Origin of the sequence: Pseudochrobactrum sp. B5 (genome assembly GCF_001939785.1) — a bacterium.
Classification (GTDB): Bacteria; Pseudomonadota; Alphaproteobacteria; order Rhizobiales; family Rhizobiaceae; genus Pseudochrobactrum; species Pseudochrobactrum saccharolyticum.
This window is the reverse complement of sequence record NZ_MOYL01000001.1, coordinates 1-26992: the sequence shown is the minus strand read 5'-3', so window position 1 is coordinate 26992 and position 26992 is coordinate 1. Positions and strand designations below refer to the sequence as shown.

Annotated in this window: 27 protein-coding genes; 17 read left to right on the top strand and 10 right to left on the bottom strand. The window is 50.7% G+C overall.

Annotated features, from left to right (window positions below; genetic code table 11):
* Positions 1-33 precede the first annotated feature (33 nt).
* From trxA to leuB, 4 genes are all read left to right on the top strand, one after another.
* Positions 34-1101 carry a thioredoxin gene (gene trxA, locus BKD14_RS00125; RefSeq protein ID WP_075653810.1) on the top strand — a complete coding sequence of 356 codons (1068 nt, stop codon included), beginning with the start codon at positions 34-36 and terminating at the stop codon, positions 1099-1101.
* A gap of 73 nt (positions 1102-1174) precedes the next feature.
* Entirely contained in the window at positions 1175-1873 is a 699-nt protein-coding gene (locus BKD14_RS00120) for an LON peptidase substrate-binding domain-containing protein (protein WP_075653808.1), read from the top strand.
* A gap of 24 nt (positions 1874-1897) precedes the next feature.
* A complete protein-coding gene (locus BKD14_RS00115; protein WP_022709272.1) occupies positions 1898-2089 on the top strand; it encodes a Trm112 family protein in 192 nt (63 codons plus the stop codon).
* Between the two features lie 282 nt (positions 2090-2371).
* Positions 2372-3484, top strand: coding sequence for a 3-isopropylmalate dehydrogenase (gene leuB / locus BKD14_RS00110; protein ID WP_075653806.1), 1113 nt, complete (start codon positions 2372-2374; stop codon positions 3482-3484).
* A gap of 78 nt (positions 3485-3562) precedes the next feature.
* Here leuB and BKD14_RS00105 read toward each other — a convergent pair whose 3' ends face one another.
* Positions 3563-5440 carry an MFS transporter gene (locus tag BKD14_RS00105; protein WP_075653804.1) on the bottom strand — a complete coding sequence of 626 codons (1878 nt, stop codon included), beginning with the start codon at positions 5438-5440 and terminating at the stop codon, positions 3563-3565.
* A 360-nt stretch (positions 5441-5800) separates the two neighbouring features.
* Between BKD14_RS00105 and BKD14_RS19425 the strand changes: the two genes are divergently transcribed.
* The gene (locus BKD14_RS19425) at positions 5801-5959 is read left to right on the top strand and encodes a hypothetical protein (protein ID WP_210215493.1); all 159 of its coding nucleotides are present in this window, start codon (positions 5801-5803) and stop codon (positions 5957-5959) included.
* A 104-nt stretch (positions 5960-6063) separates the two neighbouring features.
* Positions 6064-7095: an aspartate-semialdehyde dehydrogenase gene (locus BKD14_RS00100; protein ID WP_075653802.1), complete on the top strand. Its 1032-nt coding sequence runs from the start codon at positions 6064-6066 to the stop codon at positions 7093-7095.
* Positions 7096-7147: 52 nt separating this feature from the next.
* Here BKD14_RS00100 and BKD14_RS00095 read toward each other — a convergent pair whose 3' ends face one another.
* Positions 7148-7993 carry a YihY/virulence factor BrkB family protein gene (locus BKD14_RS00095; RefSeq protein ID WP_022709357.1) on the bottom strand — a complete coding sequence of 282 codons (846 nt, stop codon included), beginning with the start codon at positions 7991-7993 and terminating at the stop codon, positions 7148-7150.
* Between the two features lie 187 nt (positions 7994-8180).
* On the opposite strand from BKD14_RS00095, the gene BKD14_RS00090 reads away from it, so the two are divergent.
* The 7 genes from BKD14_RS00090 to BKD14_RS19640 all read left to right on the top strand — a co-directional run bounded on the left by BKD14_RS00090 (position 8181) and on the right by BKD14_RS19640 (position 13774).
* Positions 8181-9020: an SDR family oxidoreductase gene (locus BKD14_RS00090; RefSeq protein WP_175576071.1), complete on the top strand. Its 840-nt coding sequence runs from the start codon at positions 8181-8183 to the stop codon at positions 9018-9020.
* Positions 9021-9310: 290 nt separating this feature from the next.
* Complete coding sequence (locus BKD14_RS00085; RefSeq protein ID WP_022709359.1) at positions 9311-9502, top strand: twin transmembrane helix small protein; 192 nt, start codon at positions 9311-9313, stop codon at positions 9500-9502.
* A gap of 35 nt (positions 9503-9537) precedes the next feature.
* The gene (locus BKD14_RS00080; protein WP_075653800.1) at positions 9538-10143 is read left to right on the top strand and encodes a cob(I)yrinic acid a,c-diamide adenosyltransferase; all 606 of its coding nucleotides are present in this window, start codon (positions 9538-9540) and stop codon (positions 10141-10143) included.
* Between the two features lie 522 nt (positions 10144-10665).
* Positions 10666-11415 carry an electron transfer flavoprotein subunit beta/FixA family protein gene (locus tag BKD14_RS00075; protein ID WP_075653798.1) on the top strand — a complete coding sequence of 250 codons (750 nt, stop codon included), beginning with the start codon at positions 10666-10668 and terminating at the stop codon, positions 11413-11415.
* 23 nt (positions 11416-11438) lie between these two features.
* The gene (locus BKD14_RS00070; protein WP_075653796.1) at positions 11439-12368 is read left to right on the top strand and encodes an electron transfer flavoprotein subunit alpha/FixB family protein; all 930 of its coding nucleotides are present in this window, start codon (positions 11439-11441) and stop codon (positions 12366-12368) included.
* Positions 12369-12547: 179 nt separating this feature from the next.
* Positions 12548-13429: a 3-hydroxybutyryl-CoA dehydrogenase gene (locus BKD14_RS00065; protein ID WP_022709364.1), complete on the top strand. Its 882-nt coding sequence runs from the start codon at positions 12548-12550 to the stop codon at positions 13427-13429.
* Between the two features lie 216 nt (positions 13430-13645).
* Positions 13646-13774: a hypothetical protein gene (locus BKD14_RS19640; protein WP_022709365.1), complete on the top strand. Its 129-nt coding sequence runs from the start codon at positions 13646-13648 to the stop codon at positions 13772-13774.
* 118 nt (positions 13775-13892) lie between these two features.
* Here BKD14_RS19640 and BKD14_RS00060 read toward each other — a convergent pair whose 3' ends face one another.
* Together BKD14_RS00060 and cysK are read right to left on the bottom strand one after the other, a co-directional pair.
* Positions 13893-14336: a DoxX family protein gene (locus BKD14_RS00060; protein WP_075653794.1), complete on the bottom strand. Its 444-nt coding sequence runs from the start codon at positions 14334-14336 to the stop codon at positions 13893-13895.
* Between the two features lie 349 nt (positions 14337-14685).
* Positions 14686-15654: a cysteine synthase A gene (gene cysK, locus BKD14_RS00055; protein ID WP_075653792.1), complete on the bottom strand. Its 969-nt coding sequence runs from the start codon at positions 15652-15654 to the stop codon at positions 14686-14688.
* Between the two features lie 393 nt (positions 15655-16047).
* Between cysK and BKD14_RS00050 the strand changes: the two genes are divergently transcribed.
* Positions 16048-16497, top strand: coding sequence for a universal stress protein (locus BKD14_RS00050; RefSeq protein WP_022709763.1), 450 nt, complete (start codon positions 16048-16050; stop codon positions 16495-16497).
* A 66-nt stretch (positions 16498-16563) separates the two neighbouring features.
* Here the strand turns inward: BKD14_RS00050 and typA are convergent, their stop codons facing one another.
* From typA to BKD14_RS00030, 4 genes are all read right to left on the bottom strand, one after another.
* Positions 16564-18381: a translational GTPase TypA gene (typA, locus tag BKD14_RS00045; protein ID WP_075653790.1), complete on the bottom strand. Its 1818-nt coding sequence runs from the start codon at positions 18379-18381 to the stop codon at positions 16564-16566.
* Between the two features lie 222 nt (positions 18382-18603).
* Entirely contained in the window at positions 18604-19992 is a 1389-nt protein-coding gene (gene mgtE / locus BKD14_RS00040; RefSeq protein WP_075653788.1) for a magnesium transporter, read from the bottom strand.
* A 232-nt stretch (positions 19993-20224) separates the two neighbouring features.
* A complete protein-coding gene (locus BKD14_RS00035; RefSeq protein WP_022709450.1) occupies positions 20225-21493 on the bottom strand; it encodes a multidrug effflux MFS transporter in 1269 nt (422 codons plus the stop codon).
* Positions 21494-21537: 44 nt separating this feature from the next.
* Entirely contained in the window at positions 21538-22005 is a 468-nt protein-coding gene (locus BKD14_RS00030) for a MarR family winged helix-turn-helix transcriptional regulator (protein WP_022709451.1), read from the bottom strand.
* 155 nt (positions 22006-22160) lie between these two features.
* Here BKD14_RS00030 and BKD14_RS00025 point away from each other — a divergent pair, with 155 nt between their 5' ends.
* Positions 22161-24197 (top strand): M3 family metallopeptidase, encoded by a 2037-nt coding sequence (locus tag BKD14_RS00025; protein ID WP_075654691.1) that lies wholly within the window; start codon positions 22161-22163, stop codon positions 24195-24197.
* Between the two features lie 45 nt (positions 24198-24242).
* Here the strand turns inward: BKD14_RS00025 and BKD14_RS00020 are convergent, their stop codons facing one another.
* Positions 24243-24449: a DUF1737 domain-containing protein gene (locus tag BKD14_RS00020; RefSeq protein WP_022709608.1), complete on the bottom strand. Its 207-nt coding sequence runs from the start codon at positions 24447-24449 to the stop codon at positions 24243-24245.
* A gap of 31 nt (positions 24450-24480) precedes the next feature.
* A complete protein-coding gene (locus tag BKD14_RS00015) occupies positions 24481-25350 on the bottom strand; it encodes a CoA ester lyase (protein ID WP_075653786.1) in 870 nt (289 codons plus the stop codon).
* Between the two features lie 243 nt (positions 25351-25593).
* On the opposite strand from BKD14_RS00015, the gene leuD reads away from it, so the two are divergent.
* Together leuD and BKD14_RS00005 are read left to right on the top strand one after the other, a co-directional pair.
* Positions 25594-26199 carry a 3-isopropylmalate dehydratase small subunit gene (leuD, locus tag BKD14_RS00010; protein WP_022709609.1) on the top strand — a complete coding sequence of 202 codons (606 nt, stop codon included), beginning with the start codon at positions 25594-25596 and terminating at the stop codon, positions 26197-26199.
* A gap of 150 nt (positions 26200-26349) precedes the next feature.
* Entirely contained in the window at positions 26350-26769 is a 420-nt protein-coding gene (locus tag BKD14_RS00005) for a metallopeptidase family protein (protein WP_022709610.1), read from the top strand.
* The last annotated feature ends 223 nt before the right edge of the window (positions 26770-26992 follow it).

Sequence of the window (26992 nt, the reverse complement as noted above, 5' to 3'; positions counted from 1 at the left end):
ATGGCTACGGGAAGAACGGATTAAGGGACGACAATGAACAGCGCTAATAATCCTTATGGCGGTAACCCTTACGGGGCAACTTATGGCCAAGCCTCCGGTCAGGGTAATACCAGCGTGACCTATAATACGTCCGCTGAAACTGCAGCTCCGGCAGAGGCTGAAGACAGTGCCGGTGCGCTGTCATCGCTGGCGGGTTTTGGCAGTTCTGATTCCGCTGCCGGTTTGATTAAAGATACAACGACTGCGGGCTTTGCAGCGGATGTTATCAGTGAGTCCCGCAATCAGCCGGTGCTGGTGGATTTCTGGGCGCCGTGGTGCGGTCCGTGCCGTCAGTTGACACCGCTGATTGAGAGCGCTGTCAATGCTGCGCAGGGCACGGTCAAGCTGGTGAAAATGAATATTGATGACCATCCGGTCATTGCCGGACAATTGGGTATTCAGTCGATCCCAGCCGTGATTGCTTTCGTCAATGGGCAGCCGGTTGATGGTTTCATGGGTGCTTTGCCGGAAAGCAAAATCAAAGAATTTATTGATAAGGTTGCCAAAAGCGCCGGTGCAAAAAGCGGCCCTCAGGCTGCGATTGAAGAGGCACTGGCTGCTGCGCAGGAAATGCAGGAGCATGGCGAACCGGATCAGGCCGCACAGATTTATGCAGCGGTTTTGCAGAATGCGCCGGATAATGTGACTGCTCTTGCCGGTCTGGCCGAGTGCTTGTTTGATCTGGGCGAACTTGAAAAAGCACGCGAAGTGCTTGCTCAGGTGCCGGATAAACAGAAAGACGATGCGAAAATCCGCGCCGTTGAGGCGCGTCTCGCTTTGGCAGATCAGGTTGCGCATCTTGGCAATCCTGCTGAGTTGCAGGCACGACTGGCTGCCAATCCGGACGACCATCAGGCACGTTTTGATCTGGCGATGATTGCCAATGCGCTGGATAAGCGTGAGGAAGCCGCTGACGGTCTTCTGGCGATTATGAAAGCGGATCGTACATGGAATGATGATGGTGCGCGCAAGCAATTGCTGCAATTCTTTGAAGCATGGGGCTTTAAAGATCCGGCAACTTTGAACGGTCGCCGTAAATTGTCGTCGCTGCTATTCTCCTGAGCAGCGGGCACAGTTGTTAAATTATGATACAATACCGGAACAGTAATCCGGTATTGAGATGTGAGGTGAATTTATGCAGGCGGGCAATGTCCATTACCGAAAAGCGTCAGACTTACCGGAAGTGATTCCTGTATTTCCGCTGGTAGCCGGTCTGCTTTTACCCCGCGGGCAAATGCCTCTGAATATTTTTGAACCGCGCTATCTGGTGATGGTTGATGAGGCTTTGGCCGGTGACCGTGTGATCGGGATTATCCAGCCGCAAATCGTCAATGGTGTTGCGGTGCAAGATAAAGAAGGCGCCGCCAAAGGTACGGACAGGCCGGAACTGAGTGCGGTCGGCTGTCTCGGACGGATCACCTCCTATACTGAAACCGGTGATGGCCGTGTGCTGATTACATTGCAGGGCATTTGCCGTTTCCGGCTGGAGGAAGAACTGCCGGTGCCGCATCCGTTCCGTATGGCGCGGATCACACCTTATCTGCAGGATCTCGAAGAAGAGCAGGGCGAAAAAGAGGTTGATCGTGAAGCGCTGTTGCAGGCATTCCGCGATTATCTCGAAGCCAATGGTCTTGAGGCGGATTGGGAAAGCATTGCCAAGGCAGGCAATGAAACACTGGTCAATGCGCTGTCAATGATGTCGCCTTTTGGTGAGGCGGAAAAACAGGCTTTGCTGGAAGCGCCTGATCTGAAAACCCGTGCGGAAACTTTGGTTGCGATTACTGAAATTGCTCTGGTGCGCAACGGCGATGATTATGGTTCAGGCTTGCAATAGCCTGAGAATATATGGGTCTGAAGTATGCATGATCAGGATAGTATAAAGCAGATCGATCCGAAAATGCTTGAATTGCTGGTTTGCCCTCTGACCAAGGGTGTGCTGGATTATGACCGCGAGCACAGTGAGCTGATTTCTAAAAAGGCAAAACTGGCTTATCCGGTTCGGGAAGGCATACCGATTCTGCTGGCATCGGAAGCCCGCTCTTTAGATTAAAATACATCTCTCAAAGCGATAAGCGTCTAAGCGGCAAAGCAGACGGAAGTATTTTCATCCATGGCTGCATGCCGTTTAGGATTATTGCGAGAATCGCAAAAATATGAGTCAAATCTTGCGTTTGACACTTCCCCCTCTCTGAGATTCTGGGCTATGAATAACGCGAATTTTTCGCGTGAGCGCTTTGCCTTTGAGATTAATTGCGGGGGAGGGTGCTCTGAATTTAAAGAAGATCGCTGGCGGGAACAGACCGTCCGGCGATCTGAAAAAAGGCATGGCATTATGGCGACCAGAAAACTGTTTCTTCTGCCCGGCGACGGCATCGGCCCTGAGTCAATGGCGGAAGTCCGCAAAATCATCACTTATCTGAATGAAGAAAAAGGCCTCGGCTTCGAGACAGAGGAAGGTCTTGTGGGCGGCTCCGCCTATGATGCCCATGGTCAGGCGATTTCAGAAGGCGATATGGAAAAAGCGCTCGCCGCTGATGCCGTGTTGTTTGGTGCTGTTGGTGGCCCGAAATGGGACAGCGTACCTTATGAAGTGCGTCCGGAAGCTGGTCTGCTGCGTCTGCGTAAAGATCTGGCGCTGTTTGCCAATCTGCGCCCTGCAATCTGCTATCCGGCACTGGCTGATGCCTCGTCGCTGCGCCCAGAAGTCGTTGAAGGTCTGGACATTCTGATCGTTCGCGAACTGACCGGCGGTGTGTATTTCGGTGAGCCTAAAGAAATCATCGATCTGGGCAATGGTCAGAAGCGCGGTATCGATACGCAGGTTTATGAAACCTATGAAATCGAGCGCATTGCCGGTGTGGCTTTTGAACTGGCGCGGACACGCGGCAACAAAGTCACCTCGATGGAAAAGCGCAATGTGATGAAATCCGGCGTGTTGTGGAACGAAGTTGTCACCGCAACTCATAAAGCAAAATATGCGGATGTGCAGCTTGAGCATATGCTGGCGGATGCCGGTGGTATGCAGCTGGTACGCTGGCCGAAACAGTTCGACGTGATCGTAACCGACAATCTGTTCGGTGATATGCTGTCTGATGTTGCTGCTATGCTGACCGGTTCACTTGGTATGCTGCCATCCGCTTCGCTCGGTGCACCGGATGCAACAACAGGCAAACGCAAAGCACTGTATGAGCCTGTGCATGGCTCGGCACCGGATATTGCAGGTAAAGGCATTGCCAATCCGATTGCAATGATTGCTTCTTTCGCAATGTGCCTGCGTTATTCTTTCAACCTGATTGAAGAAGCAGATCGTCTGGAAGCTGCCATTGCTGCGGTTCTTGATGATGGTATCCGTACCGGTGATATCTGGTCGGAAGGCTCGAAGAAAGTCGGCACTGTTGAAATGGGCGATGCGATCCTCGCCAAGTTCAAAGCATTGTCTGCTTAACATCTATAATAACCGATTGATCATAAAAAACCGCCGGAGCATTGCTGCTCCGGCGGTTTTGTTTTGCAGCAGAGCTTTTTACTCTACGTGATTGAGGTCACGGTCTTTGGTTTCACGTACAAAGATCAGACCGATAATCAGAGTCATCAGAGCGATAATGATCGGATACCAGAGGCCATAATAAATATCACCTTTGGCAGCGCTCATCGCAAACACGGTTGCCGGAAGCAGACCACCGAACCAACCGTTACCAATGTGGTAAGGCAGTGACATACCGGTATAACGGATGCGGGTCGGGAACATTTCCACCAGAATAGCGGCAATCGGACCATAAACCATCGTCACATAGATCACCAGAATGGTGAGGATTAGAATGGTCAGCGGCCAGTTTACTTCATCCGGATCGGCAACCATTTTGAAGGTGCCTGCATCAGGAATGGTATAAACTTTCTGCTCGCCGATTGTTGCGGCATCAGCTGCCGGAACCAGTTTGGCAGCAACCATCTGATCAGCTGTCATGCTGACGGATTCACCGGCGCGGATCGTATCTGCATTCAGTGACAGTTCCGGATTGGCGGCAACAAATGCATCCAGCTTGGCATCCGGTACTTTGGCAGCATTACGCACCAGAGGGAAGCCTGCTTTTTGCAGAGCCAGATTCACATCATGCACAAAAGCCGGTGCACGTGTTGCGGCATCCGCACCGGTCGCATCATAGGATGTGATGGTGCTTTCACCGATTTTCACACTTGCTGGTGTACCTGCTGCGCCGGTTTCAACCGTATAAGGAACGGAAGAGCGGGACAGGAAGGCGGTTGCCACGTCACAGGATGTGGTGAATTTGGCTGTGCCGACCGGATTGAACTGGAAAGTACAATCGCCCGGTGCTGCGGTGACGGTTGCGCTGATGGTGGCTTCTGCACGGGCAAGCGCCGGATTGGCGGCTGCTGTGAGAGCTTTAAACAGCGGGAAATAGGTGAAGATTGCCAGTGCCAGACCTGCCATGATGATCGGCTTACGGCCGACTTTATCCGACAGCCAGCCCCAGAACAGGAAGAACGGGGTTGCGATCAGAAGGGCAATAGCAATCATGATATTGGCCGAGATGCTTTCAACCTTCAGCACGTTTTGCAGGAAGAACAGCGTATAGAACTGACCGGAATACCAGACCACAGCCTGACCGGCGGTGAGACCGAACAGGGCAATCAGAGCAATCTTGGCGTTTTTCCAGTGACCAAAAGCTTCTTTCAGCGGAGCCTTGGACTGTTTGCCTTCTTCTTTCATTTTCTTGAAAGCAGGGGATTCACTCATCTGCATACGGATCCAGACGGAAATACCGAGCAGAACGACGGAAATCAGGAACGGAATACGCCAGCCCCATGCTGCAAATTCTTCAGCTGTCATGGAGTTCTGGATCAGCAGAATCACTACCAGAGACAGGAAGAGACCGAAAGTCGCGGTAGTTTGAATCCATGAAGTATAGAAACCGCGGCGTCCGTTTGGTGCATGTTCAGCCACGTAAGTGGCCGCACCACCATATTCACCGCCAAGTGCGAGACCCTGCAGCATACGCAGACCAATCAGAATGATCGGTGCGATAATGCCGATAGATGCCGAGCCCGGCAACAGACCGACGAGGAAGGTGGAAAGTCCCATCACCACAATGGTGACAAGGAACGTATATTTACGGCCTACCAGATCGCCGATACGGCCAAAGAACAACGCACCGAACGGGCGTACAAGAAAGCCCGCCGCAAAAGCCAGCAGCGCGAAAATATTACGGGTTGTTTCAGGATATTCACTGAAGAAGGCAGCACCGATATAAATTGCCAGTGAGCCGTAGAGATAGAAATCATACCATTCAAATACTGTACCAAGAGACGAGGCAAAAATAACTTTGCGCTCCTCCTTGGTCATTTTAGGGGCGCGTTCACGCGCACCATCAATTGCTGCCATAATTTGTCCTCCCGGATAAACCCTGCGGCAGTTCCCTTATTGCCACCGGGTGTTGATTATTCTCAGCCTTTCAATATGCGGAATTCGTCTCGTGGCCGGTATGGCCGGAGGTGCCTGCAGTCGCGCGGTTTCTATTGCCGCCTGGCAAAGCAGTCGCAGACAGAATGAACTGAAAACGGGATTTGCGTCAGTATTCTTTAGTATAATAATGGTGAAATATTTTTCTGCGTGGCGCGGATGCAAACGCAGCTTATTGGAAATTTGGTATTTTCTTAAACATTTGGCGGCTTTGACGACATAAACGGCAATTGACTCTTGGCAAAATCGCGTTAAAAGCAGCAGTGAATTAGGAGACACCGCGTGGAATCCCTCGCTTTGCCATCAGTTTTGCCAGCATTTTCCGGAGATTTCTCCGGCGGCGGAGCTATGGGTGTAGCTTCTCCTGCATTCGGTATTACCAAAACGGCCATGATTGCCCTGAAGACAATCACCTCGAAAACGACCACCAAAACGGTCTGATCCCTTGGCCTGCTCACCCTCTCCCGGGTTAGGCCCGGGGCGGAGAACCTGCGTGGCCACGGGTTTTCTGGTGTGAAAGCGGAGAGGGACAGGAGATTTTTCACATGGGTTTCAAAGTTGCTGTTGTCGGCGCCACAGGTAATGTGGGTCGCGAAATGCTCAATATTCTCGAAGAGCGTGGTTTTCCGGTTTCTGAGGTGGTGGCACTTGCTTCCCGCCGCAGTCAGGGTTCGGAAGTGTCTTACGGCGATAAGACACTGAAAGTTAAAGCGCTCGACACCTATGATTTTTCCGATACTGACATTTGTCTGATGTCGGCCGGTGGTAATATTTCCAAGGAATGGTCACCAAAAATCGGCGCGCAGGGTTGCGTGGTTATCGATAATTCTTCCGCATGGCGCTATGATGCCGATGTGCCGCTGATCGTGCCGGAAGTCAATCCGGATGCGATTGACGGTTTCCGCAAGCGCAATATCATTGCCAATCCGAATTGCTCGACTGCCCAGCTCGTTGTTGCTCTCAAGCCTTTGCATGATGCGGCCACCATCAAGCGTATTGTTGTTGCAACCTATCAGTCGGTTTCCGGTGCCGGTAAAGAAGGTATGGACGAGCTGTTCCAGCAGTCTCGCGCGGTTTTTGTTGCTGATCCTGTCACAGCACAGAAATTTACCAAGCGCATTGCTTTCAACGTTATCCCGCATATTGATTCCTTCATGGAAGACGGCTCCACCAAAGAAGAGTGGAAAGTCATGGCCGAAACCAAGAAAATGCTGGATCCGAAGATCAAAGTTTCCTGCACTGCCGTGCGTGTACCGGTCTTTATCGGTCACTCTGAAGCTGTGAATATTGAATTCGACAAGCCGATCAGCGCTGATGAAGCCCGTGATATCCTGCGTGATGCACCGGGTTGTCAGGTTGTTGATAAGCATGAAGACGGTGGATACATCACGCCTTATGAAAGCGCCGGCGAAGACGCAACATTCATTTCGCGTATCCGTGAAGACATCACACTGGAAAACGGTCTTTCCATGTGGATCGTGGCGGACAATCTGCGCAAAGGCGCAGCACTGAACACGATCCAGATCGCTGAATTGTTGCTGGAGCGTAATCTGATCAAACCGAAATCAGCTGCCTGATTTTGAGAAAATAATAAAGAAAAAGGCGCGGTCTCCGCGCCTTTTTTTATCCTTATTGCTGTTCGCGATTGCGGTATTGCATGATAGCGGCGTTGATTTCTGCGCCAATGATGAAAATCGCGGCAATAATATAGAGAAACACGATCGCCACCATGATCGATGCCAGACCGGCATAGGTGGTGACATAGCTGGCAAAGCTTTCAAGATAACGGGCAAAAGCGGTTGCTCCGGCCAGCCATGCAATCAGTGTCAGCGCAATACCGGGCAGAATATCCAGCAATGATCTTTGTCCGGCCGGCAGCCAGATATGCACGACAAATAATCCGAAAACCAACACTGAAAGCGCAATTGCATAGCGCCAGAAGCCGAATGAAATCGACATGGTTTCCAGTGCGGGAACCCATTGTTCTGCAAGACGGATGGCCAGCGGCGCAAGCACCAGCAGGAAGCTGATGGCCATGATGCTGAGCGTGGCGATAATCACAAAGCCAAGGCTTTGCGCACGGCAAAACAGAATAGAGCGGGTATCTGTCACGCGATAGGCGCGGTTGAGCGCCACACGCAGTGCTTCCACGCCGTTGGAGGCAAAATAGGCTGCGGCAATCACACTGAGAGTCAGGAGGTCGCCGCGCGGAATCGTCAGAACATTTTGCACTTCACGGGCAATCGGGGCAGCAATGGCGGGTGGCCAGGTATCAAAAATCACATGTACCGCTGTCTCAGCAAAAGCATCCGCACCAAGAAAACTGGCAAGCGCTGTTGCAAAAATCAAAAACGGAAACAGCGCCATCAGGCCGGAGAGGGCGATATGAGATGCAAATGCCCAGCCATCATCGGATATAAAATGGCCGATTGCATCGGTAAGGGTCTGTCTGAGGAAACGGATTATTTTTCGCATAGACAGAAAATTCCTTTATTTCGGCTCATTCGTTTTCGTCTGTGGCAGAGCTGATTACAAGTTTGTGTGGTATAACCGACCACAAGTCAAAAATTCAACGTGTATAAAAACTCTGCGGACAGGAATTGCAATGATATCAGCCCGCAAACCAACGGATAAAGATCAGCATATGGCCAAAAATGTGCAAATTCCATCTGCGCAGCAAAGAACTATTTTAATCACCGGTTGCTCCAGCGGTATTGGTGCCTATTGTGCGCAGGCTCTCAAAGAGCGTGGCTGGCGGGTTTTTGCCACTGCCCGTAAAGACCAGGATCTGGCCTATTTGCGGGAACAGGGTTTTGAAGCTTTTTATCTGGATTATTGCGAGCCGGAGTCGATTGCGGCAGTAGCAGAGAGCGTGCTGAATCTGTGCAATCATCAGCTTGATGCGCTGTTTAACAATGGCGCTTATGCACAACCGGGTGCGGTGGAAGACTTACCGATGGAGGCACTGCGTTTGCAGTTCGATGCCAATTTCTTCGGTTGGCAGGATCTGACACAGCGGCTGATCCCTGCAATGCGGGCGCGTAAACAGGGGCGTCTGGTGCATTGTTCGTCTATTCTCGGTCTGGTGCCGATGAAATGGCGCGGAGCTTATGTCTCCTCCAAATTTGCGTTGGAAGGACTGATGTTGGTGCAACGTATGGAACTCGAAGGTTCCGGCATCTCTGTTTCCATGATCGAGCCGGGGCCGATTACCAGTAAATTTGCAGCCAATGCTGCGGCCTATGCGCAAAGATATATCGATATGGACAATTCTGTTCATGCCGAAGATTATCGGCAGCAATTCGCCAAGTTACAAAGCGGCGGTACGAAATCCTCGGTGAAACTGGGGCCGGATGCTGTTTATGAGGTTCTTTTGCATGCGCTGGAAAGTGATCGTCCGCGCCCGCATTATCCGGTTACCCGTCCGGCAAAGCTCGGTATACTTGCCAAACGCCTGCTGCCTGCACGCTGGCTTTATAAAATGCTGGCCGATCAGTCATAGGGAAAGCCGTTAGGTGCTTTTTTTCTGGAGATGTCGGTTTGTTTAGTCGCATTGTCCTTACGCAAAACCGCTACACACTTTTGCGGGAAATGCTGGTTTGTTTAGGCGCATTGTCCATACGCAAAACCGCTGCGTACTTTTGCGGGAAATGCTGGTTTGTTTAGGCGCATTGTCCTAACGCAAAACCGCTGCGCACTTTTGCGGGAAATGCTCTATCTGCCGCAAAAAGCTTCTGTTACACATTGAGCGGGAAAGACGGAGGATTGCTGAAAAGCAATCGGGAGGAAAGAATGGACAGCGGTTTTAAATTTGCAGCGATCATTGCCATGATTGCCGTGGCGATTGTTCTGTTGCTGGGCTTGCGCAATATGATGCGTAACGGTGATGGCAACACATCCAACAAGCTGATGCGTCTGCGTATTATGTTTCAGTTCATTGCCGTGGTGCTGATGGTTGGTGCATTATATTTTGCCCGCCGCTAATTGCACTTGTATGAGCAGTAACCGGTGAGGCATTTTTGGTTAAGCTGAATAAAATTTACACGCGTACCGGCGATGACGGTACAACAGGTCTGGCCTGCGGCCCGAGACGCAGAAAAGATGATCTGCGCATCGTGACCTGTGGTGATATTGATGAGCTGAATGCATCGATCGGTATGGCACGGCTTTATACCGCGCTGATCCTGCCGGATGTTGATGCTATGCTGACAAGGGCGCAAAATGATCTTTTTGACCTCGGTGCTGACATTGCCACCCCCGCTGCTGTTTCAGATCCTGCCTCCGGCACTGCTGCAGATCTCGGCTATGAGCCTTTGAGGATTGTGGACAAGCAGGTTGACCGGCTGGAACAGGAAATTGATGTGCTGAATGCACAACTGGAACCGCTTCGCTCCTTTATTTTGCCCGGTGGTTCACCGGCCGCCGCGCATCTGCACATGGCCAGAACGATTGCACGACGTGCAGAGCGTGCCATGGTAGCACTGGCGGCGCAGACTGATGAGCAGGTTTCAGGCGCTGCCCTGCGTTATATCAATCGTTTGTCTGATCTGCTTTTTGTGGCTGCCCGTATTGCGAATAATCAGGGGCGGGATGATATTTTATGGATACCGGCGCTGACACGCTAAGAGCATGTCGCGGAAAAGTGGGCACCGGTTTTCCGATAACGACATGCGTTAAAACAAAGGATAGAGCGAGCGCAGTGGGTGGAATTAAATGCGACATGCTCTAAGAGCGCATTCTGGAAAGTGAATGTACCTTCGCGGGGAAATCAGTCCACCGGATTGATTTCTTATCCCGCTACGATCAGATCAAAATGCGCGTTAATCTTTGTATATTTGCGACATCATCCGTCATGTTTCGAAGATAGTTATGATGATATTTCATAGCCCTTCTGCCGGTTATGATTGACCTCTCTATGGTTCAGAATTACGGTCTTATGAAATTTCTGAAATCTCCGTCAAAAATTGACGGTGCATCAGGCGTGTTTGCGATAGAGTTTTGGTATGTCGGCTTCAGGCAAGTTGTTTATGAGGCCATGCTTTAAAACTGTATCTGACTGAGAGGCAGGCGGACACAGGCAAGAAAAGGGCTTATGTCCGGTCGAAGAGAGCAGCAAATGCTGCTCAAGTGGAGAGGATCTTAACCGAATGAAAGTTCTGGTCGCAGTTAAGCGGGTTGTTGATTACAACGTCAAAATCCGGGTGAAAAGTGACGGTTCAGGCGTTGAGCTGACCAATGTCAAAATGTCGATGAACCCGTTTGATGAAATCGCGGTTGAAGAAGCGCTGAAACTTAAAGAAGCCGGTAAAGTTTCTGAAGTTGTGGTTGTGTCTATCGGACCTGCACAGGCGCAGGAAACCTTGCGTACCGCTCTGGCTATGGGCGCAGACCGCGCTATCCTCGTGAAAACCGATGATGCTGTCGAGCCGCTTGCCGTTGCAAAGATTCTGAAAGGCGTTGTTGCCGCAGAAGAGCCGAAGCTGGTTATTCTCGGCAAACAGGCGATTGATGATGATGCGAACCAGACCGGTCAGATGCTTTCTGCATTGCTTGGCTGGGCACAGGCAACTTTTGCCTCGGAAGTACAGCTCTCAGACACTTCTGCCAATGTGACCCGTGAAGTTGACGGTGGTTTGCAGACGATTGAAGTCAAGCTGCCTGCGATTGTCACGACCGACCTGCGTCTGAACCAGCCGCGCTATGCTTCTCTGCCGAATATTATGAAGGCGAAGAAGAAGCCGCTGGATGAGAAGGCACCGGCTGATTACGGTGTTGATACTGCGCCGCGTCTGAAAATCCTCAAAACCGAAGAGCCTTCCGGCCGTAAAGCCGGTGTGAAAGTGGCTTCCGTTGCTGAGCTTGTTGACAAGCTCAAAAACGAAGCAGGCGTATTGTAAGCGGTCAGGACAGGAAAACGATTATGGCTATTCTTCTTTTTGCAGAACACGATAATGCAAGCCTCTCTGACCAGACTGCAAAGGCTCTGACTGCTGCACTCGCTATCGGCGGTGATGTGGATGTTCTGGTTGCGGGTAAAGGCGCCAAAGCTGCTGCTGATGCTGCGGCCAAGCTGAAAGGCGTACGCAAAGTCCTGCTCGCTGAGAGCGATGCACTGGAAAATCGTCTGGCAGAACCAACCGCAGCATTGCTGGTTGCTCTTGCCGGTTCCTATGACACTGTAATTGCTCCGGCGACCACTTCGGGTAAAAACGTACTGCCACGCGTTGCAGCACTTCTCGATGTGGCACAGGTTTCGGAAATTACCGAAGTTGTGTCTCCGACAGTCTTCAAACGTCCGATCTATGCGGGTAATGCGATTCAGACTGTTGAAACCACAGATGCCAAGAAGGTTATCACCGTGCGTACCGCTTCTTTTGCGGCTGCCGGTGAAGGCGGTTCAGCTGCAGTTGAGAGTGTGGATGCAGGCAATGATCCGGCTGTGTCGAAATTTGTTGAGGCAAAAATCTCCGGCGGTGATCGTCCTGAGCTGACTTCAGCGAAAATCATCATCTCCGGTGGCCGTGCACTCGGTTCTGCTGAGAAATTCAATGAAGTGATCACACCGGTTGCTGACAAGCTCGGTGCTGCAATCGGTGCGAGCCGTGCAGCGGTTGATGCCGGTTATGCACCAAATGACTGGCAGGTTGGTCAGACCGGTAAAGTGGTTGCGCCACAACTGTATATCGCTTGCGGTATTTCGGGTGCGATCCAGCATCTGGCCGGTATGAAGGATTCCAAAGTGATCGTTGCGATCAACAAGGATGAAGAAGCACCGATTTTCCAGGTTGCTGATTACGGTCTGGTTGGTGACTTGTTCACTATTTTGCCGGAGCTTGAAAAAGCACTTTAATCAGGATCATGACAATCAGGCATGATTGTCTCTGATATTATAACGCGTCCGGATATTTAATCCGGGCGCGTTTTGCTTTAATCAGGGATAGACTTATCTGCATGAGACTGCTCATGTAGGCGGAGAAAAATTGGCGTTATTGCTGTAAATTTATTGATACGAAGGGATCGGGGCGGATCATGAGTTTTACAATCAAAACAGTGGGTATCATCGGTGCAGGGCAGATGGGCAATGGTATTGCTCATGTTTGCGCGCTGGCAGGTTACGATGTGCTCCTGCATGATGCTTCGCTTGAGCGACTGGAAAACGGTATTGCCACCATCAGCGGTAACATGGCGCGTCAGGTTGCTTCGGGCAAGCTGGCTGAGGAAGCACGCATTGCCAGTCTTGCGCTGATTAAGCCGGCCAAAACCATGGCTGATCTGGCACCTTGCGATCTGGTGATCGAAGCAGCAACGGAAAATGAAGCTATTAAGAAGCAGATTTTTGCGCAGGTCTGCCCGCATCTGCACAGCAATGCTATTTTGGCAACCAACACATCTTCGATTTCAATTACCCGTCTGGCTGCTACCACTGATCGTCCGGAGCGTTTTATCGGTATTCATTTTATGAATCCGGTGCCGGTGATGAAACTGGTTGAACTGATCCGCGGTATCGCCACAGAAGAACCGACTTTCGCCGTTGCACAGGATTTCGTGCAGAAGCTGGGCAAGACCATCACGGTTTCTGCTGACTTCCCTGCTTTTATCGTCAATCGTATTTTGCTGCCGATGATTAATGAAGCGATTTATACGCTTTATGAAGGCGTTGGCACTGTGGATGCCATTGATACAGCCATGAAGCTTGGTGCCAATCATCCGATGGGGCCGTTGCAGCTGGCCGATTTCATCGGGCTGGATACTTGTCTTTCGATTATGCAGGTACTTTATGAAGGACTGTCGGATTCAAAATATCGCCCATGCCCACTGCTGGTGAAATATGTTGAAGCCGGTTGGCTCGGACGTAAAACCGGTCGCGGTTTCTATGACTATCGTGGTGACGAACCGGTGCCGACCCGTTAATATTTTGAGTGCATAAATTGCTGAAAACCCTGCATTTGGTCAAGAAATGCAGGGTTTTTTGTCGGGTTAATAAATAAAAGGTTATTTTTAATCGCTCATTAAGCATGTGAATTCACTTCGTGTTCACCTTTCTTCGCTAATATTTACCTTAAATTCACTGTTGTGATTTGTGCTTCAGCAAAAATAATAATGTTAAATTAATCAGGGTGTAGTGTGATGGGTCTGATCGTTCAGTTTCGTCAAATTTTTAAAGTTATTCGCGAGTTTCTGGCACCAAGCTATCGTCCGGAACGCCATTATATGCGTGGCCCGGGTCCGGCCTGTGCTGCCCGTCATTCGCACTAAAGCGATCCCTGTGCGCCCGCTGGGTGCATGGCGCATTGACTTTACTGTTTTCCGGATAGCTCCCAGATCCGGTCAACTGAAAATGAATAAAGCCGGCTCATGAGCCGGCTTTTGTATTTCAGAACTGTTTGCCGATCAGGCGATCCAGCGACAGGCGTCCGCTGCCAGCTACGCTCAGATACATGAAGACACCGAACCAGACGGTAGAAAGCTGGAAACCGCTGCCGCGCGGGATCATCACCATCACCAGAATAACAATCATCTGTATGAAGAGCATGAAAGCGAGGGGGCGGGTGAACAGGCCGATTGCTATGGCTATGCCCCCTATAAATTCAAGAATACTGGTGAAATAGGCCAAAGGGATTGCCGGTTCCAGCCCCAGTTGCTGAAACAATTCGATATCGCGTGGCATGTCGCCGTTGAAAAGCTTCTCCCAACCGAAGAAAGCCATGATACCGCCGCTGGCCGCACGCATCACTGCATAGGCAATATCATGAAAACGGGCATAAACAGGCGCCAGAAATGGCAGCGTTAAAGATGGTTCAGAAAGTTTGTCTGTCATAGATCAGTTGCTCTGCGCTTGGATTGTTTGCGTTTCACGTGAAATCTTTTTTGTATTTTCCTGAAGTAAACGAACTGAAACATAGGTCAAGTGTATTAAACCGTACGGTTCGATTCTTGTTTCCCATTTAACAGAACCGGATATTTTTCTGATATGAATTTTGCGTGATGAAAGAGACTGCATCTGAGAGACCAGTGCCTGATCTGCTGAATCGGGCATGGGTGACAAAGCATTCGTTTGTTGTGGTTTTATATTTACCGGAACGCTTTTGAACCGGAACCCAAAGAGCGACATAAAAAAACCGGCACGATTGCGCCGGTTTTATCGCTGATGGTGTTAAGCAGGCAAATCAGGCATCAAGCCCGTCGAACAGAGCGGTTGAGAGATAACGCTCGGCAAAGGACGGAATAATAACGACAATGTTTTTGCCTTTATTTTCCGTACGTTTGCCGACTTCCACTGCAGCTTTCAGTGCCGCACCGGAAGAGATACCGACCGGAATACCTTCAACTTTGGCGATCTGGCGTGCAAACGCGAATGCATCTTCATTGGCGACCTGAATGATCTCATCATAAACACCGGTATCCAATGTTTTTGGCGCGAAGCCTGCGCCGATGCCCTGAATTTTATGAGGCCCCGGATTGCCACCGGAAAGCACCGGCGAATCCTTTGGTTCAACCGCGACGACCTTGAATGACGGCTTGCGGGCTTTCAGCACCTGACCAACACCGGTGATCGTGCCGCCGGTACCGATGCCGGAAACCAGAATATCCGCTTCACCATTGGTGTCATTCCAGATTTCTTCCGCTGTTGTTTTGCGGTGAATTTCCGGATTCGCGGCATTTTCAAACTGCTGCGGAATAATTGCGTTCGGATTGCCTGCAGCCAGTTCTTCCGCTTTGGCAATCGCACCTTTCATGCCTTTTGCGCCTTCGGTCAGCACCAGTTCCGCACCCAGCAATTTGAGCAATTTACGGCGCTCAATCGACATGGTTTCAGGCATGGTGAGAATCAGGCTGTAGCCTTTGGCGGCGGCGGCAAAAGCCAGTGCGATACCGGTATTACCGGATGTCGGCTCGATAAATACGGTTTTACCCGGAACAGCTTTGCCTTCAGCTTCAAGGCTTTCAATCATAGCCAGACCAATACGGTCTTTGACACTGGCCAGCGGGTTAAAGAATTCGAGTTTAACGAGAAGATTGGCGACCACGCCGTTTTCGCGGGCAAATTTATCCGCACGGACAAGCGGTGTGTTGCCGATTGTATCAATAATAGAAGAATAAATACGGCCGCGGCCTGGTTTGTTAGAATCGCTCATACCAAATCTCCTGATCTTTTCGCAAAGCATAGAGCCTGACCGTTCAGGATTATAGAAGCAGGCTTCCAGAATGCAGGGGTAACTTAGAATATTATTCTATCAATGTGAAATATTAGAATTATTTTATAGCATGAGGGCGGGGCGGGAGTCGCAGTTCAGCAAATTCCATATAGTTTTCAGGCTTTTTCCGATGCGGGAAATCACAATCATTTTGATCCTGATCAATGTAATTTGGCCTGTTCATTCTTAGATTTATATTATGATGTGTCTCACAGGAGTCTATTCTGAATATTGCGTGTTTGTGGCAATGCCGATTGAAAAACCGGAACAGAAACACACATATAATAGACAGGGTGCATTCCGGCGGATGCTGTAAAAGGGAAAGACGAGAACATGTATAAACATATTTTAGTGGCGACTGATGGTTCGGAGCTTGCCAATAAAGGGCTGGAACAGGCAATTGGTCTGGCCAAAGAACTTTCCGCTAAAATTACAGTGCTGACTGTAACGGATCTGTTTCCGAGCTACGGCATTGTTGTAGCGCCGGGTCTGAGCACTTCACCTGAAATTTTTGAAGAATACCGCACCTCCATGGCAGAGCAGGCCAAAGCCATTGTGCAGCAGGCGATCGCCAAAGCGCGCGATGCCGGTGTGACTGTTGAAGGTCTGCATATTGAAAATCAGTCACCGGCTGTGGGTATTGTTGAAGCTGCCGAGACCCATCAGGCTGAACTGATTGTGGTTGCATCGCATGGCCGCCGTGGCATGAACAAGCTTTTGCTGGGCAGTCAGGCAGCAGAAGTTCTGTCACTGAGCAAAATACCGGTTCTGGTTGTTAAATAACCGGCCTTGAGTTCTTCAGGGAATAAAAAAACGGCGCTTTAAGCGCCGTTTTCTTTTTAAGCAAGATTACATGCCTTTGGACTTCGAGAAACGCTTGCGTTCATTCGGATCCAGATAGAGTTTACGCAGACGGATGGATTTTGGTGTTACTTCCATCAGTTCGTCATCCTGAATCCAGGACAGAGCGCGTTCCAGAGTCATGCGGATCGGCGGGGTCAGCTTAACAGCTTCATCCTTACCGGATGCGCGCATGTTGGTCAGCTTCTTGCCTTTCAGCACGTTAACTTCCAGATCGTTGTCGCGGGTATGAATACCAACGATCATGCCCTGATAAACTTTGGTACCGGCGTCGATAATCATCGGGCCGCGGTCTTCAAGGTTGAACATTGCATAGGCAACCGATTCGCCCTGATCATTGGAGATCAGCACGCCGTTGTTACGTCCGCCGATTTCGCCTTTGTGCTGCTGATATTCGTGGAACAGACGGTTCATGATCGCTGTACCACGTGTGTCAGTCATCAGTTCAGACTGATAACCGATCAGACCGCGGGTCGGTGCAAAGAATACCAGACGAACGCGGTTGCCGCCGGATGGACGCAGCTCAACCATTTCCGCTTTGCGTTCAGACATTTTCTGAACAACAGTACCGGAATATTCTTCGTCAACGTCGATAACGACTTCTTCTACCGGTTCCAGCAGATTGCCGTCTTCGTCTTTGTGCATCACAACGCGCGGACGGGAAATGCTCAGTTCGAAGCCTTCACGACGCATGTTTTCGATGAGAACAGCCAGCTGCAATTCGCCGCGGCCGGAAACATAGAACGAATCTTTGTCTTCGGATTCTTCGATGCGCAGAGCAACCGAACCTTCAGCTTCTTTCAGCAGACGGTCGCGGATAACACGGCTGGTAACTTTGTCACCTTCGGTGCCGGCCAGCGGGCTGTCATTCACGATGAAGGACATGGTAACGGTCGGCGGATCAATCGGCTGAGCCTTCATGGCTTCGTTGATTGAAGGGTCGCAGAATGTGTCAGCCACGGTGCCTTTGGAAAGACCGGCAATAGCAACGATATCGCCTGCCACACCTTCTTCAATGGCAGTACGTTCCAGACCACGGAAAGCGAGGATCTTGGAAATACGACCGTTTTCCAGCAGTTTACCGTCCTGACTGAGCACTTTAACCGACTGGTTCGGCTTCAAAGTACCGGAATGGATACGACCGGTAATGATGCGGCCGAGAAACGGATCAGATTCCAGAATGGTACCGATCATCGAGAACGGGCCTTCAGCAACCTTTGGTGCCGGAACGTGCTTGACGATCAGATCGTAAAGCGGTGCCAGACCCTGATCGCTTGGACCTTCCGGATTTTCTGCCATCCAGCCGTTACGGCCTGAACCGTAAAGGATCGGGAAGTCGAGCTGTTCGTCAGTCGCATCGAGCGCTGCGAACATGTCGAAAACTTCGTTGATGACTTCTTCATGACGGCCATCCGGACGGTCGATCTTGTTGATCGCAACGATAGGACGCAGGCCAAGCTTCAGGGCTTTACCGACCACGAATTTGGTCTGAGGCATCGGGCCTTCAGCGGAGTCAACGAGAACAACAACACCGTCAACCATCGAAAGGATACGCTCAACCTCACCGCCGAAGTCGGCGTGGCCCGGAGTATCAACGATATTGATGCGTGTATCTTTCCAGACAGCGGAAGTTGCCTTGGCAAGAATGGTGATGCCGCGCTCGCGCTCGATATCACCGGAGTCCATCATGCGTTCGGTAACGCGTTGATTGTCGCGGAATACACCGGACTGTTTCAGAAGTTCGTCAACCAGGGTCGTTTTGCCGTGGTCAACGTGTGCGATGATCGCGATGTTGCGCAATTGCATTGAGTTATCACTCTGAATAGGGGGTTGGGACGCTTAAGGATATCCCTCGTGAACGCCGCAGATAATGGGGCGCTCTTACAGGTTTTTCGCCAATTTTAAAAGGGGGCGGGCTGATTTTAGCATATTGCATATCTCATTGCTGCTGTGCACTGACTGCATAAAAAGCCTGACGGACATTTTCAGCATAAGAAAAAGGCCGGAAAATTCCGGCCTCTTCCGAGCTTAAAGCAGTGTTCCGGTGAGGAAAATAACCGCAACACTGAAATAGATGACCAAGCCCATCACATCGACAAGTGTGGCCACAAAAGGTGCAGAGGCGCTGGCCGGATCAAGACCGAGACGCTGCAGAACAAACGGCAGCATCGAGCCGGAGAGAGAGCCGAACAGCACAATACCGATTAGGGCCACGGCAATTGTGATGCCAATCAGCACCCAATGCTCACCGTAATCATAGAGGCCGGTTTTCTGCCAGATTGCGATACGGACAAAGCCGATCAAGCCTAGCATGGAGCCCAGCGCCAGACCTGTTGGTATTTCGCGCAGTGCCACACGCCACCAGTCACCGAGTTTGAGATCCTGCAATGCTAAGGCACGGATCAGCAGGGATGTGGCCTGCGAGCCGGAATTGCCGCCGGAGCTCATAATCAGCGGAATGAACAGTGCCAGAACGATGGCTTTTTCCAGTTCCACTTCAAAATGCTGCATGGCACTGGCCGTAAGCATTTCACTCAAGAACAAAATGCAAAGCCAGCCGCCGCGTTTACGCAGCATTTCAAAGAAGCTGATCTGCATATAAGGCTTGGTGAAAGCCTCCATACCACAGAATTTATAGGCATCTTCCGAAGTTTCTTCGGTCATGGCGTCCAGCACATCGTCCACGGTGACAATTCCGATCAGATGGTGCTGTTCGTCCACAACAGGAATTGCCAGAAGATCGTGCTTGCGGAACAGACGTGCGACTTCTTCCTGATCCATCATTGGCGGAATTGTCAGCGGTTCCTGATCACGGCCGACTTCTGCAATGCCGGCTTGCGGATTGGCGGTGATGAGACGGCGCAGTGATACCACATGCTGTAAAATGCGGGTTTCCGGATTTTCAACATAGATGGCATAGACCGTTTCACGGGAGCGCTCGACCTGCCGGATATGAGCTAAAGTCTGTTCGACTGTCCATGTGGATGGCACAGCGATAAATTCCGTTGTCATCAGACCACCGGCGGTATCGGCCGGATAGCCCATCAGTTTTTTAAGCGCGGTTTTGGTTTCCGGTGAAAGAACTGAAAACAGACGGTTGCGGGACGGCCAGTCCAGATCATGGAAAATATCAGTGGCGCGGTCTGCAGACATGCCGTTCAGGATCTCTGCGGCGCGTCCGTTATCCAGACTGTCAATGATTTGGTCTGCATAATGCAGTTCCGGCTGATCCAGAAAAAGAACAGCCTGTTCGGTTGAAATGCTGCGGAATAAAGTGACCTGATCGTCGAGATCAAGCTCGTTAATCAGTTCAACAGCATCACCAGTACGCAATTGGCCGATCTGCTCAAGCAGCGCGGAGATTGCAAGATTCGTTGTATCGAGAGCAGCACGGAAGGTGCTGTTATTGTTGTTCATTGGTTTGCCTCTCTGTCGATCCGCCGTCATGGCAGATCGTGACAAACCAATCGCTCCTGCGATCAGGTCAGATCTGCCATTGACGGCATAAACAATCGACTGTGACTGTCGCTGGGCATAAGAGTAAAACTCCGGTTAAAATCAGACCTGATGGTCTGGGCGTGTTTTGTGCTCTCGGGCCGCGCTTGTCAACCCTGCTGTTTTTGCCTGACAATTCTATGAGAGTCTGACTTTACCGGTCTGCAGATTTTTCAGGGGTAATCGGATGCTCCAAAGTAGGGGCCAGAGGCAGTTTGAACCTGTTCCACATTATATAGCTGATTAATGACAGTAATCCCATCAGCGGCAATAATGTTGCCATGGCGATAACCGGATCGCCCATAGAGGCCGAGATGATGCCGCCGACCAGACCACCGCCCATCTGGAAGAAGCCCATCAAAGCGGAAGCCGAACCGGCAATTTTCGGAAAAGGTGCCATGGCTGCCGTTGTCATCTGCGGCGTGAGAAAGGCAATGCCCATCACGTAAAGCCCCATCGGCAGCATTACCAGCAGATAGCCCGGTTCATAAATGCGCAGCAACACAGCGAGCAGGATACTGGCGGAGCCGGTGCAGAGCAACCCGATGCAGGACATCTGGAAAACGGTCACGCGCTGCATCAGGATGCGGTAAATAATGCCGCCTGAAATATAGAAAGCAGTTTGTAACAACATCCCCATGCCGAAAGTGCTCGGTGACAGTCCCACACGCGTCATAAGAATAAAGGGCATGATGGTGGCTGATGTATAGAGCGCACCGGTAGCGCCGGTAAGCACCAGACTGGCAAACAGGAAATGCGGGGTTTTGAGCAGGCTGAAATAGGATTGCACAAGTGCCCGTGGCCGGACACGGGAAGGATCGGGCTTGCCGGTTTCCTGTACAAACAGCAACATCATGAGAATGACGGCTGCCCCTTGCAGGATCATTACCAGAAAGATCGCATGCCAGCCGAGAAATTCCAGGGTCAGCCCGCCAAGTGTCGGGCCGATGGCAGGGCCGACGGACAGCACGATGCCGATCAGGTTCATCACCCGCGCCGAGCGGTCGCTGGTAAACAGATCGCGGACAATCGCGCGGGACATGGTAACGCCGACCGCTGCACCCACTCCCTGTAACAGGCGTGCCAGCACCATGATCTCAATCGTCGGAGCAAACAATGCCAGCACACTGGCTGCCAGATAGACAGACATGAAAAGAATAGTGATCGGTTTTCGGCCATAGCCGTCTGATAAGGGGCCGCAGATCAGCTGGGCAAAACAAAAGCCGCCGAAATAGGCGGTCAGGGTCAGTTTAACTGCTGCTTCTGTGGTGCCGAAATCCGAGACAATTTCCGGCATCGCCGGTGTATAAAGTGACATTGCCAGCGGGCCGATGGCGGCAAGAAAGCCGCCGATAATGCCAACGCGGCGCTCGGACATAATGACAAGCGGGGATGTTTTTTCGCGGGGTGATGAATCGGGCATAGCGGCATGCTTTATGGTTGGGAGCTAAATTGCGGATAACCGGGTCAGCTTTTCCGGTTTTCCTGATTGAGTTGTCTTAAATGTGCGCGGACGGTCAGAAGATTATTCAAAAATCTCTGCCACTCTTCCGGCGGCAGCGCCTGTGAAGCATCGGCGATGGTTTCTTTCGCAATACGTTTCAGCTCATCCAGAACCGGCACGGCTGTATCATTGAGAAAAATCAGTTTGGCACGACGGTCATCGGGATCAGGCTCACGGCGCAGCAAGCCACGATTTTCCAGCCTGTCGAGATAGCCGGACAGGGTCATCGCTTCAATATTCATACTCTCGGCGAGGACAGACTGGCGGGCTGGCTGATAACGCGCAACATGAACCAGTGTCCGTGACTCGAAAGCCGTGAGTTCAAGACCTGCGGCAACGATCTTGCGTTCGCGCTCAAGGCTGAAAAGCCGGCTGATATCATAGACAACGAAACCGAAACTATCGGGATCGTAGGATTTTCCTGCAAACATTGTAAGTCATCCTTATAATAAGGTTTCCTTACTATTTATTTTCAAACCGGTCAATTATCCGCATAAATCACTTGTGGCGGATAAGCGGGCTGCTTAAATGTTTGAAATGCAATTCTGCAAACCGGAGACCGCGAAACATGCCGCAGGACAATCAGATGACGCCCGCCTATTCAGCACTCAGCCAGTGGAGCGGTCCGCTTGGTTTGCCGGATTTCAGTAAATTCAGTGATGCGGATTTCAAAGCGGCTTTTGATATCGCTTTGGAAAAAGACTGGGCGGATGTGGAAGCCGTTCTGCAGAATCCTGATGCGCCGACAATTGAGAATACGCTGAAAGCTTTGCAGCTTTCCGGCCGTGATCTTTCCCATATTGCCGCGATTTTCTGGATGCGCACCGGTGCCCATACCAATGAGGATATTCAGGCGCTGGAGCGTGAAGTCGCGCCGAGAATGTCCCGCCATCACTCGCGCATCATGATGAATGAAGCGCTGTTTGCCCGCCTTGATGCGCTTTATCAGAGCCGTGCCAAGCTTGGGCTGGATACAGAAACTCTGCGTGTGCTGGAAAAGAGCTGGAAAGGCTTTGTGCGTAACGGCGCTAAACTGAATGCACAGGACAAGGCACGACTGGCCGATATTAATGAAAAGCTCGCCGGTCTTGGTGCCGGTTTTGGCCAGAATGTGTTAAAAGACGAAGCATCATGGGCGTTGTTTATTACTGATGAGGCAGAGCTTGCCGGTCTGCCGGAGCAGTTGCGGGCTGCGATGAAAGCGGCGGCTGAAGAGCGCGGCCGTGAAGATGCATGGGCGGTTACGCTTTCCCGCGCGATTGTTGAGCCGTTACTGACCTTCTCCTCTGTTCGTCATTTGCGTGAAAAAGCCTATGAAGCATGGGCAAAGCGCGGTGAAAATGGTGGTGAGACTGATAACCGGACTTTGGTAACAGAGATTGTTGCCTTACGTGATGAAAAGGCAAAGCTGCTCGGCTATGCAAATTTCGCTGCGTTCAAGCTTGATGACACAATGGCCAAAACACCCGATGCGGTGATGGATTTGCTGATGCCGGTTTGGGATAAAGCCAAACAGCGCGCATCGGAAGAGCAGGCTGATCTTGAAAAGCTGATTACCGGTGAGGGGCTTAATCATCCGGTAGCCGGTTGGGACTGGCGTTATTATGCAGAAAAACTGCGTGCCGAGCGCTTCGCTTTTGATGAAGGCGATCTCAAGCCGTATCTGCAGCTCAATAAAATTATTGAAGCAGCTTTTGATGTGGCAACACGTCTGTTCGGCCTGACATTCAAAGAACATCAGGATATTCAGACATGGCATCCGGATGTGCGTGTGTGGGAAGTATTCAACGCGGATGGTTCACGACGCGGCCTGTTCTTGGGTGACTACTTTGCCCGTCAGAGCAAACGCTCCGGCGCATGGATGAGCGCTTTGCAGTCGTCTCATCGTCTGGATGGTGGTCAGCCACCGATCATTTATAATGTGATGAACTTCGCCAAGCCGCCGAAAGGCGAGGTGGCACTGTTGTCGCTCGATGATGCGCATACACTGTTCCACGAATTCGGCCATGCCCTGCACGGATTGCTGAGTGATGTGACATGGCCAGCGATTTCCGGCACTGCAGTCTCACGTGATTTTGTCGAATTGCCGTCCCAGCTCTATGAACATTGGCTGACAGAGCGTCCGGTGCTGGAGAAATTCGCTACTCATTATAAAACCGGTGAGACAATCCCGCAGGATCTGATTGATAAAGTGCTGAAAGCCGCCACTTTCAATGCCGGTTTCAACACGGTGGAGTTCACCTCATCGGCGCTGGTCGATATGGCATTCCATACCAGTGACAAGCCTGTGACTGACCCGCTGGTTTTTGAAGCGGAAGTTCTGAAAAAACTGGATATGCCGGACGCGATTATTATGCGCCATCGTACCCCGCATTTCCTGCATGTGTTCAGCGGTGACGGATATTCGGCCGGATACTATTCTTATATGTGGTCGGAAGTGCTGGACGCCGATGCTTTTGCGGCTTTTGAAGAAAGCGGCGATGTGTTCAATGCCGATCTGGCAGAAAAGCTGAAGACCCATATTTATGCGGCGGGTGGTTCCAAAGATCCGGAGGAATTGTACAAAACATTCCGTGGCCGGATGCCAAGCCCGCAGGCTATGATCGAAAAGCGCGGCCTTTAATACGTGTAAATTAAGCCCCTGCAAGATATGCAGGGGCTTTCATTTTTAGAAGCTGCCGAGTTTGATATCCGGCGAATATTCATGACCTTCAACGGTCTTGGTTACAGCCTGACCGCAATACATCTTCTTTTCTTCGGCATTATAGCTGTGGCTTGGTGAGCCATAGAGCATCCAGCCTTTGTTCAGGGCTTCAGTAACGCGATGACAAAAGGAAGAATCATCCGGACCGGTGAGGAAACGATAAAGCTGCATAGGAAACTCCTGTAGTTTGCAGAAAGAAGAATCAGCGCGCACGCGCAAGGACGCGTTCTGCCTGACGAATATGTAATTGCTCGACCATAGAGCCATTCAGAGAGATGGCACCTTTGGCAGCATTTTCCGGCAGATTAAAAGCAGCAATTACCTGATTTGCCCATGCGGCTTCTTCGGCAGTTGAGGAATAGCTGTTCAAAGCGGTTTCAATCTGGGAAGGATGGATCAGTGTTTTGCCGTCGAAACCAAGCATTGCTCCTTGTTCGCACTCGGCTTTGAAGCCTTCCTGATCCTGAAAATTATTATAAACACCGTCCAATACATCAATACCACCCGCACGGGCTGCGAGAATAATCTGCATCATCCATGGCAGTAATGCGCTGCGCTGGTTGGTGGTTTTAACGCCAGTGCTCAGAGCAATATCATTGGTGCCGACGATGAAACATTTGAGGCGTGCAGCGGATTTCTGCGCCAGCCGTGCAATTTCATCCGCATTGAGAATACCGCGCGGCGTTTCAATCATTGCCCAGATGCCGAGGGGCTCCGGTGCATCATAATCATCAAGCTTGCGGGCAGCATCTATCACCTGTTGCGGCGTTTCTGTTTTCGGCAGAACAATAGCCTCAGTTTTGAGTTCTGCTGCCAGTTTCAGATCATCCTCACCCCATTGCGTGGCAAGACTGTTGATACGGATAGCTTTTAGCGGGCTTTGTTCTGTTTGGTGTTGTTCCTGAAAATGTGCGCGCAGATTATCACGCGCTTCATGCTTCATTTGCTCGGCAACAGAGTCTTCAAGGTCATATATAATGGCATCGGGCTGTAGTTGTGTGCTTTTGGCGAGGGCTTTCTGATGGCTGGCCGGAACATAAAGCACGGCACGGCGCGGCTGATAAAGTGTCACTCAGAATTTCTCCCTGACAAAGATGTTCGTGTTATTTTTGATCTGAAAACCAGCCAAAAATGACAGGATATTGTTTGAATTGAATATCATAGGCAATCAATGAAAAGGTAGTTGCCTTTGGGGTTGAGGGGCGCATTATTGTCATGGTGCGGCACTTCGCTTGGATTTCAGGCCTTTGACTCTGCAAAAAGCTGGTGTAAAGCACAATGAGAAAAGCATTTTGACTTACAGGTTACGAGACCGATGGAAAAATTTACCAAGCTTACCGGCGTTGCCGCTCCGTTGCCGATCATCAATATCGATACGGATATGATTATCCCTAAGGATTATCTGAAGACAATCAAGCGTACAGGTCTTGGTAAAGGTCTATTCGCGGAAATGCGTTTTAATGAGGACGGTTCCGAAAATCCGGATTTCGTTCTGAACAAACCTGCTTACCGCAATGCACAGATTCTGGTGGCCGGTGATAATTTTGGCTGTGGCTCATCCCGCGAGCACGCGCCTTGGGCTTTGCTGGATTTCGGCATCCGCTGCGTGATCTCCACATCTTTTGCGGATATCTTCTATAATAACTGTTTCAAGAACGGCATTTTGCCAATCAAAGTTTCTCAGGAAGATCTTGATAAGCTGATGGACGATGCTTCGCGTGGTGCCAATGCCACGCTGACGGTTGATCTTGAGGGGATGGCAATTTCCGGCCCAGACGGTGGCTCAATTGCTTTTGAGCTGGATGAGTTCAAACGCCATTGTATGCTCAATGGTTTGGATGATATCGGCCTGACAATGGAAAAAGCGGATAATATTTCAGTTTTCGAGAAGAAGAATTCTGCAAGCCGTCCGTGGGCCTGAGCCTTTAAAATAAGGCTCACTTGGCATTTACAGGATAAATGCCTATATCAGTTTTGAAACCACGCTGCAGATGGCTGTCAGCGTGGTTTTTTTATGGAATCAATTTTGGACTACCTGCTGTATAATAAGCGGGGCAGAAAGACGGGAACAATGGTTCAGACTGATCTGAGCGGAGATTGGGCAACACGGCTTGCCCCGTCTGTAGACGAACTGAAATCACTGGCATTGAATGCGTATGCGCATATGCCGGATGAGTTTCGTGCGCTCAGCCCGCAGATTCGTATTGAAGTGGCCGATTTTCCGGATGAACAGGTTATGGAAGATCTGGATCTGGATACGCCTTATGACATTCTATGTCTCTTTGAGGGGCGGGGTGTCGGAGAGCGGTTTCATTTGCGCGCGCAGGAAGGCCCAGAAGTGCTGACATTATATCGTCGCGCTATTCTGGATTACTGGAGCGAGAATACGGAAACGCTCGGCGAGATCATCGGTCATATATTGCTGCATGAGATCGGCCAGAGCTTAGGTCTGTCGGAAGCGGAGATGGAGCGGCTCGGCAGCCAGCATTAATATGCTCTGCTATATATAAATAGAATCTCCATTCCACAACCACCCAATCATTGGTTAATGATTGCATAAAATTCGAAGTTTTCCCTGTGGAAAGAAAGTTTGCGATTTGTGTAATTTTTTTGAAAAGTCGTGTTGACAGTTTGGGAGAGTGGGGTCTATATAGCGACACAACGAGGGCGGCGGCGCTGCTAGCGGCAGAGAGCTTCGCCCCTGAGATTGGTTG

Bases quoted from the DNA above. Each gene is read 5' to 3' on its own strand.
- trxA (WP_075653810.1), top strand. From the start codon at position 34: ATGAACAGCGCTAATAATCCTTATGGCGGTAACCCTTACGGGGCAACT.
- BKD14_RS00120 (WP_075653808.1), top strand. From the start codon at position 1,175: ATGCAGGCGGGCAATGTCCATTACCGAAAAGCGTCAGACTTACCGGAA.
- BKD14_RS00115 (WP_022709272.1), top strand. From the start codon at position 1,898: ATGCATGATCAGGATAGTATAAAGCAGATCGATCCGAAAATGCTTGAA.
- leuB (WP_075653806.1), top strand. From the start codon at position 2,372: ATGGCGACCAGAAAACTGTTTCTTCTGCCCGGCGACGGCATCGGCCCT.
- BKD14_RS00105 (WP_075653804.1), bottom strand. From the start codon at position 5,440: ATGGCAGCAATTGATGGTGCGCGTGAACGCGCCCCTAAAATGACCAAG.
- BKD14_RS00100 (WP_075653802.1), top strand. From the start codon at position 6,064: ATGGGTTTCAAAGTTGCTGTTGTCGGCGCCACAGGTAATGTGGGTCGC.
- BKD14_RS00095 (WP_022709357.1), bottom strand. From the start codon at position 7,993: ATGCGAAAAATAATCCGTTTCCTCAGACAGACCCTTACCGATGCAATC.
- BKD14_RS00085 (WP_022709359.1), top strand. From the start codon at position 9,311: ATGGACAGCGGTTTTAAATTTGCAGCGATCATTGCCATGATTGCCGTG.
- BKD14_RS00075 (WP_075653798.1), top strand. From the start codon at position 10,666: ATGAAAGTTCTGGTCGCAGTTAAGCGGGTTGTTGATTACAACGTCAAA.
- BKD14_RS00070 (WP_075653796.1), top strand. From the start codon at position 11,439: ATGGCTATTCTTCTTTTTGCAGAACACGATAATGCAAGCCTCTCTGAC.
- BKD14_RS00065 (WP_022709364.1), top strand. From the start codon at position 12,548: ATGAGTTTTACAATCAAAACAGTGGGTATCATCGGTGCAGGGCAGATG.
- BKD14_RS19640 (WP_022709365.1), top strand. From the start codon at position 13,646: ATGGGTCTGATCGTTCAGTTTCGTCAAATTTTTAAAGTTATTCGCGAG.
- BKD14_RS00060 (WP_075653794.1), bottom strand. From the start codon at position 14,336: ATGACAGACAAACTTTCTGAACCATCTTTAACGCTGCCATTTCTGGCG.
- cysK (WP_075653792.1), bottom strand. From the start codon at position 15,654: ATGAGCGATTCTAACAAACCAGGCCGCGGCCGTATTTATTCTTCTATT.
- BKD14_RS00050 (WP_022709763.1), top strand. From the start codon at position 16,048: ATGTATAAACATATTTTAGTGGCGACTGATGGTTCGGAGCTTGCCAAT.
- typA (WP_075653790.1), bottom strand. From the start codon at position 18,381: ATGCAATTGCGCAACATCGCGATCATCGCACACGTTGACCACGGCAAA.
- mgtE (WP_075653788.1), bottom strand. From the start codon at position 19,992: ATGAACAACAATAACAGCACCTTCCGTGCTGCTCTCGATACAACGAAT.
- BKD14_RS00035 (WP_022709450.1), bottom strand. From the start codon at position 21,493: ATGCCCGATTCATCACCCCGCGAAAAAACATCCCCGCTTGTCATTATG.
- BKD14_RS00030 (WP_022709451.1), bottom strand. From the start codon at position 22,005: ATGTTTGCAGGAAAATCCTACGATCCCGATAGTTTCGGTTTCGTTGTC.
- BKD14_RS00025 (WP_075654691.1), top strand. From the start codon at position 22,161: ATGACGCCCGCCTATTCAGCACTCAGCCAGTGGAGCGGTCCGCTTGGT.
- BKD14_RS00020 (WP_022709608.1), bottom strand. From the start codon at position 24,449: ATGCAGCTTTATCGTTTCCTCACCGGTCCGGATGATTCTTCCTTTTGT.
- leuD (WP_022709609.1), top strand. From the start codon at position 25,594: ATGGAAAAATTTACCAAGCTTACCGGCGTTGCCGCTCCGTTGCCGATC.
- BKD14_RS00005 (WP_022709610.1), top strand. From the start codon at position 26,350: ATGGTTCAGACTGATCTGAGCGGAGATTGGGCAACACGGCTTGCCCCG.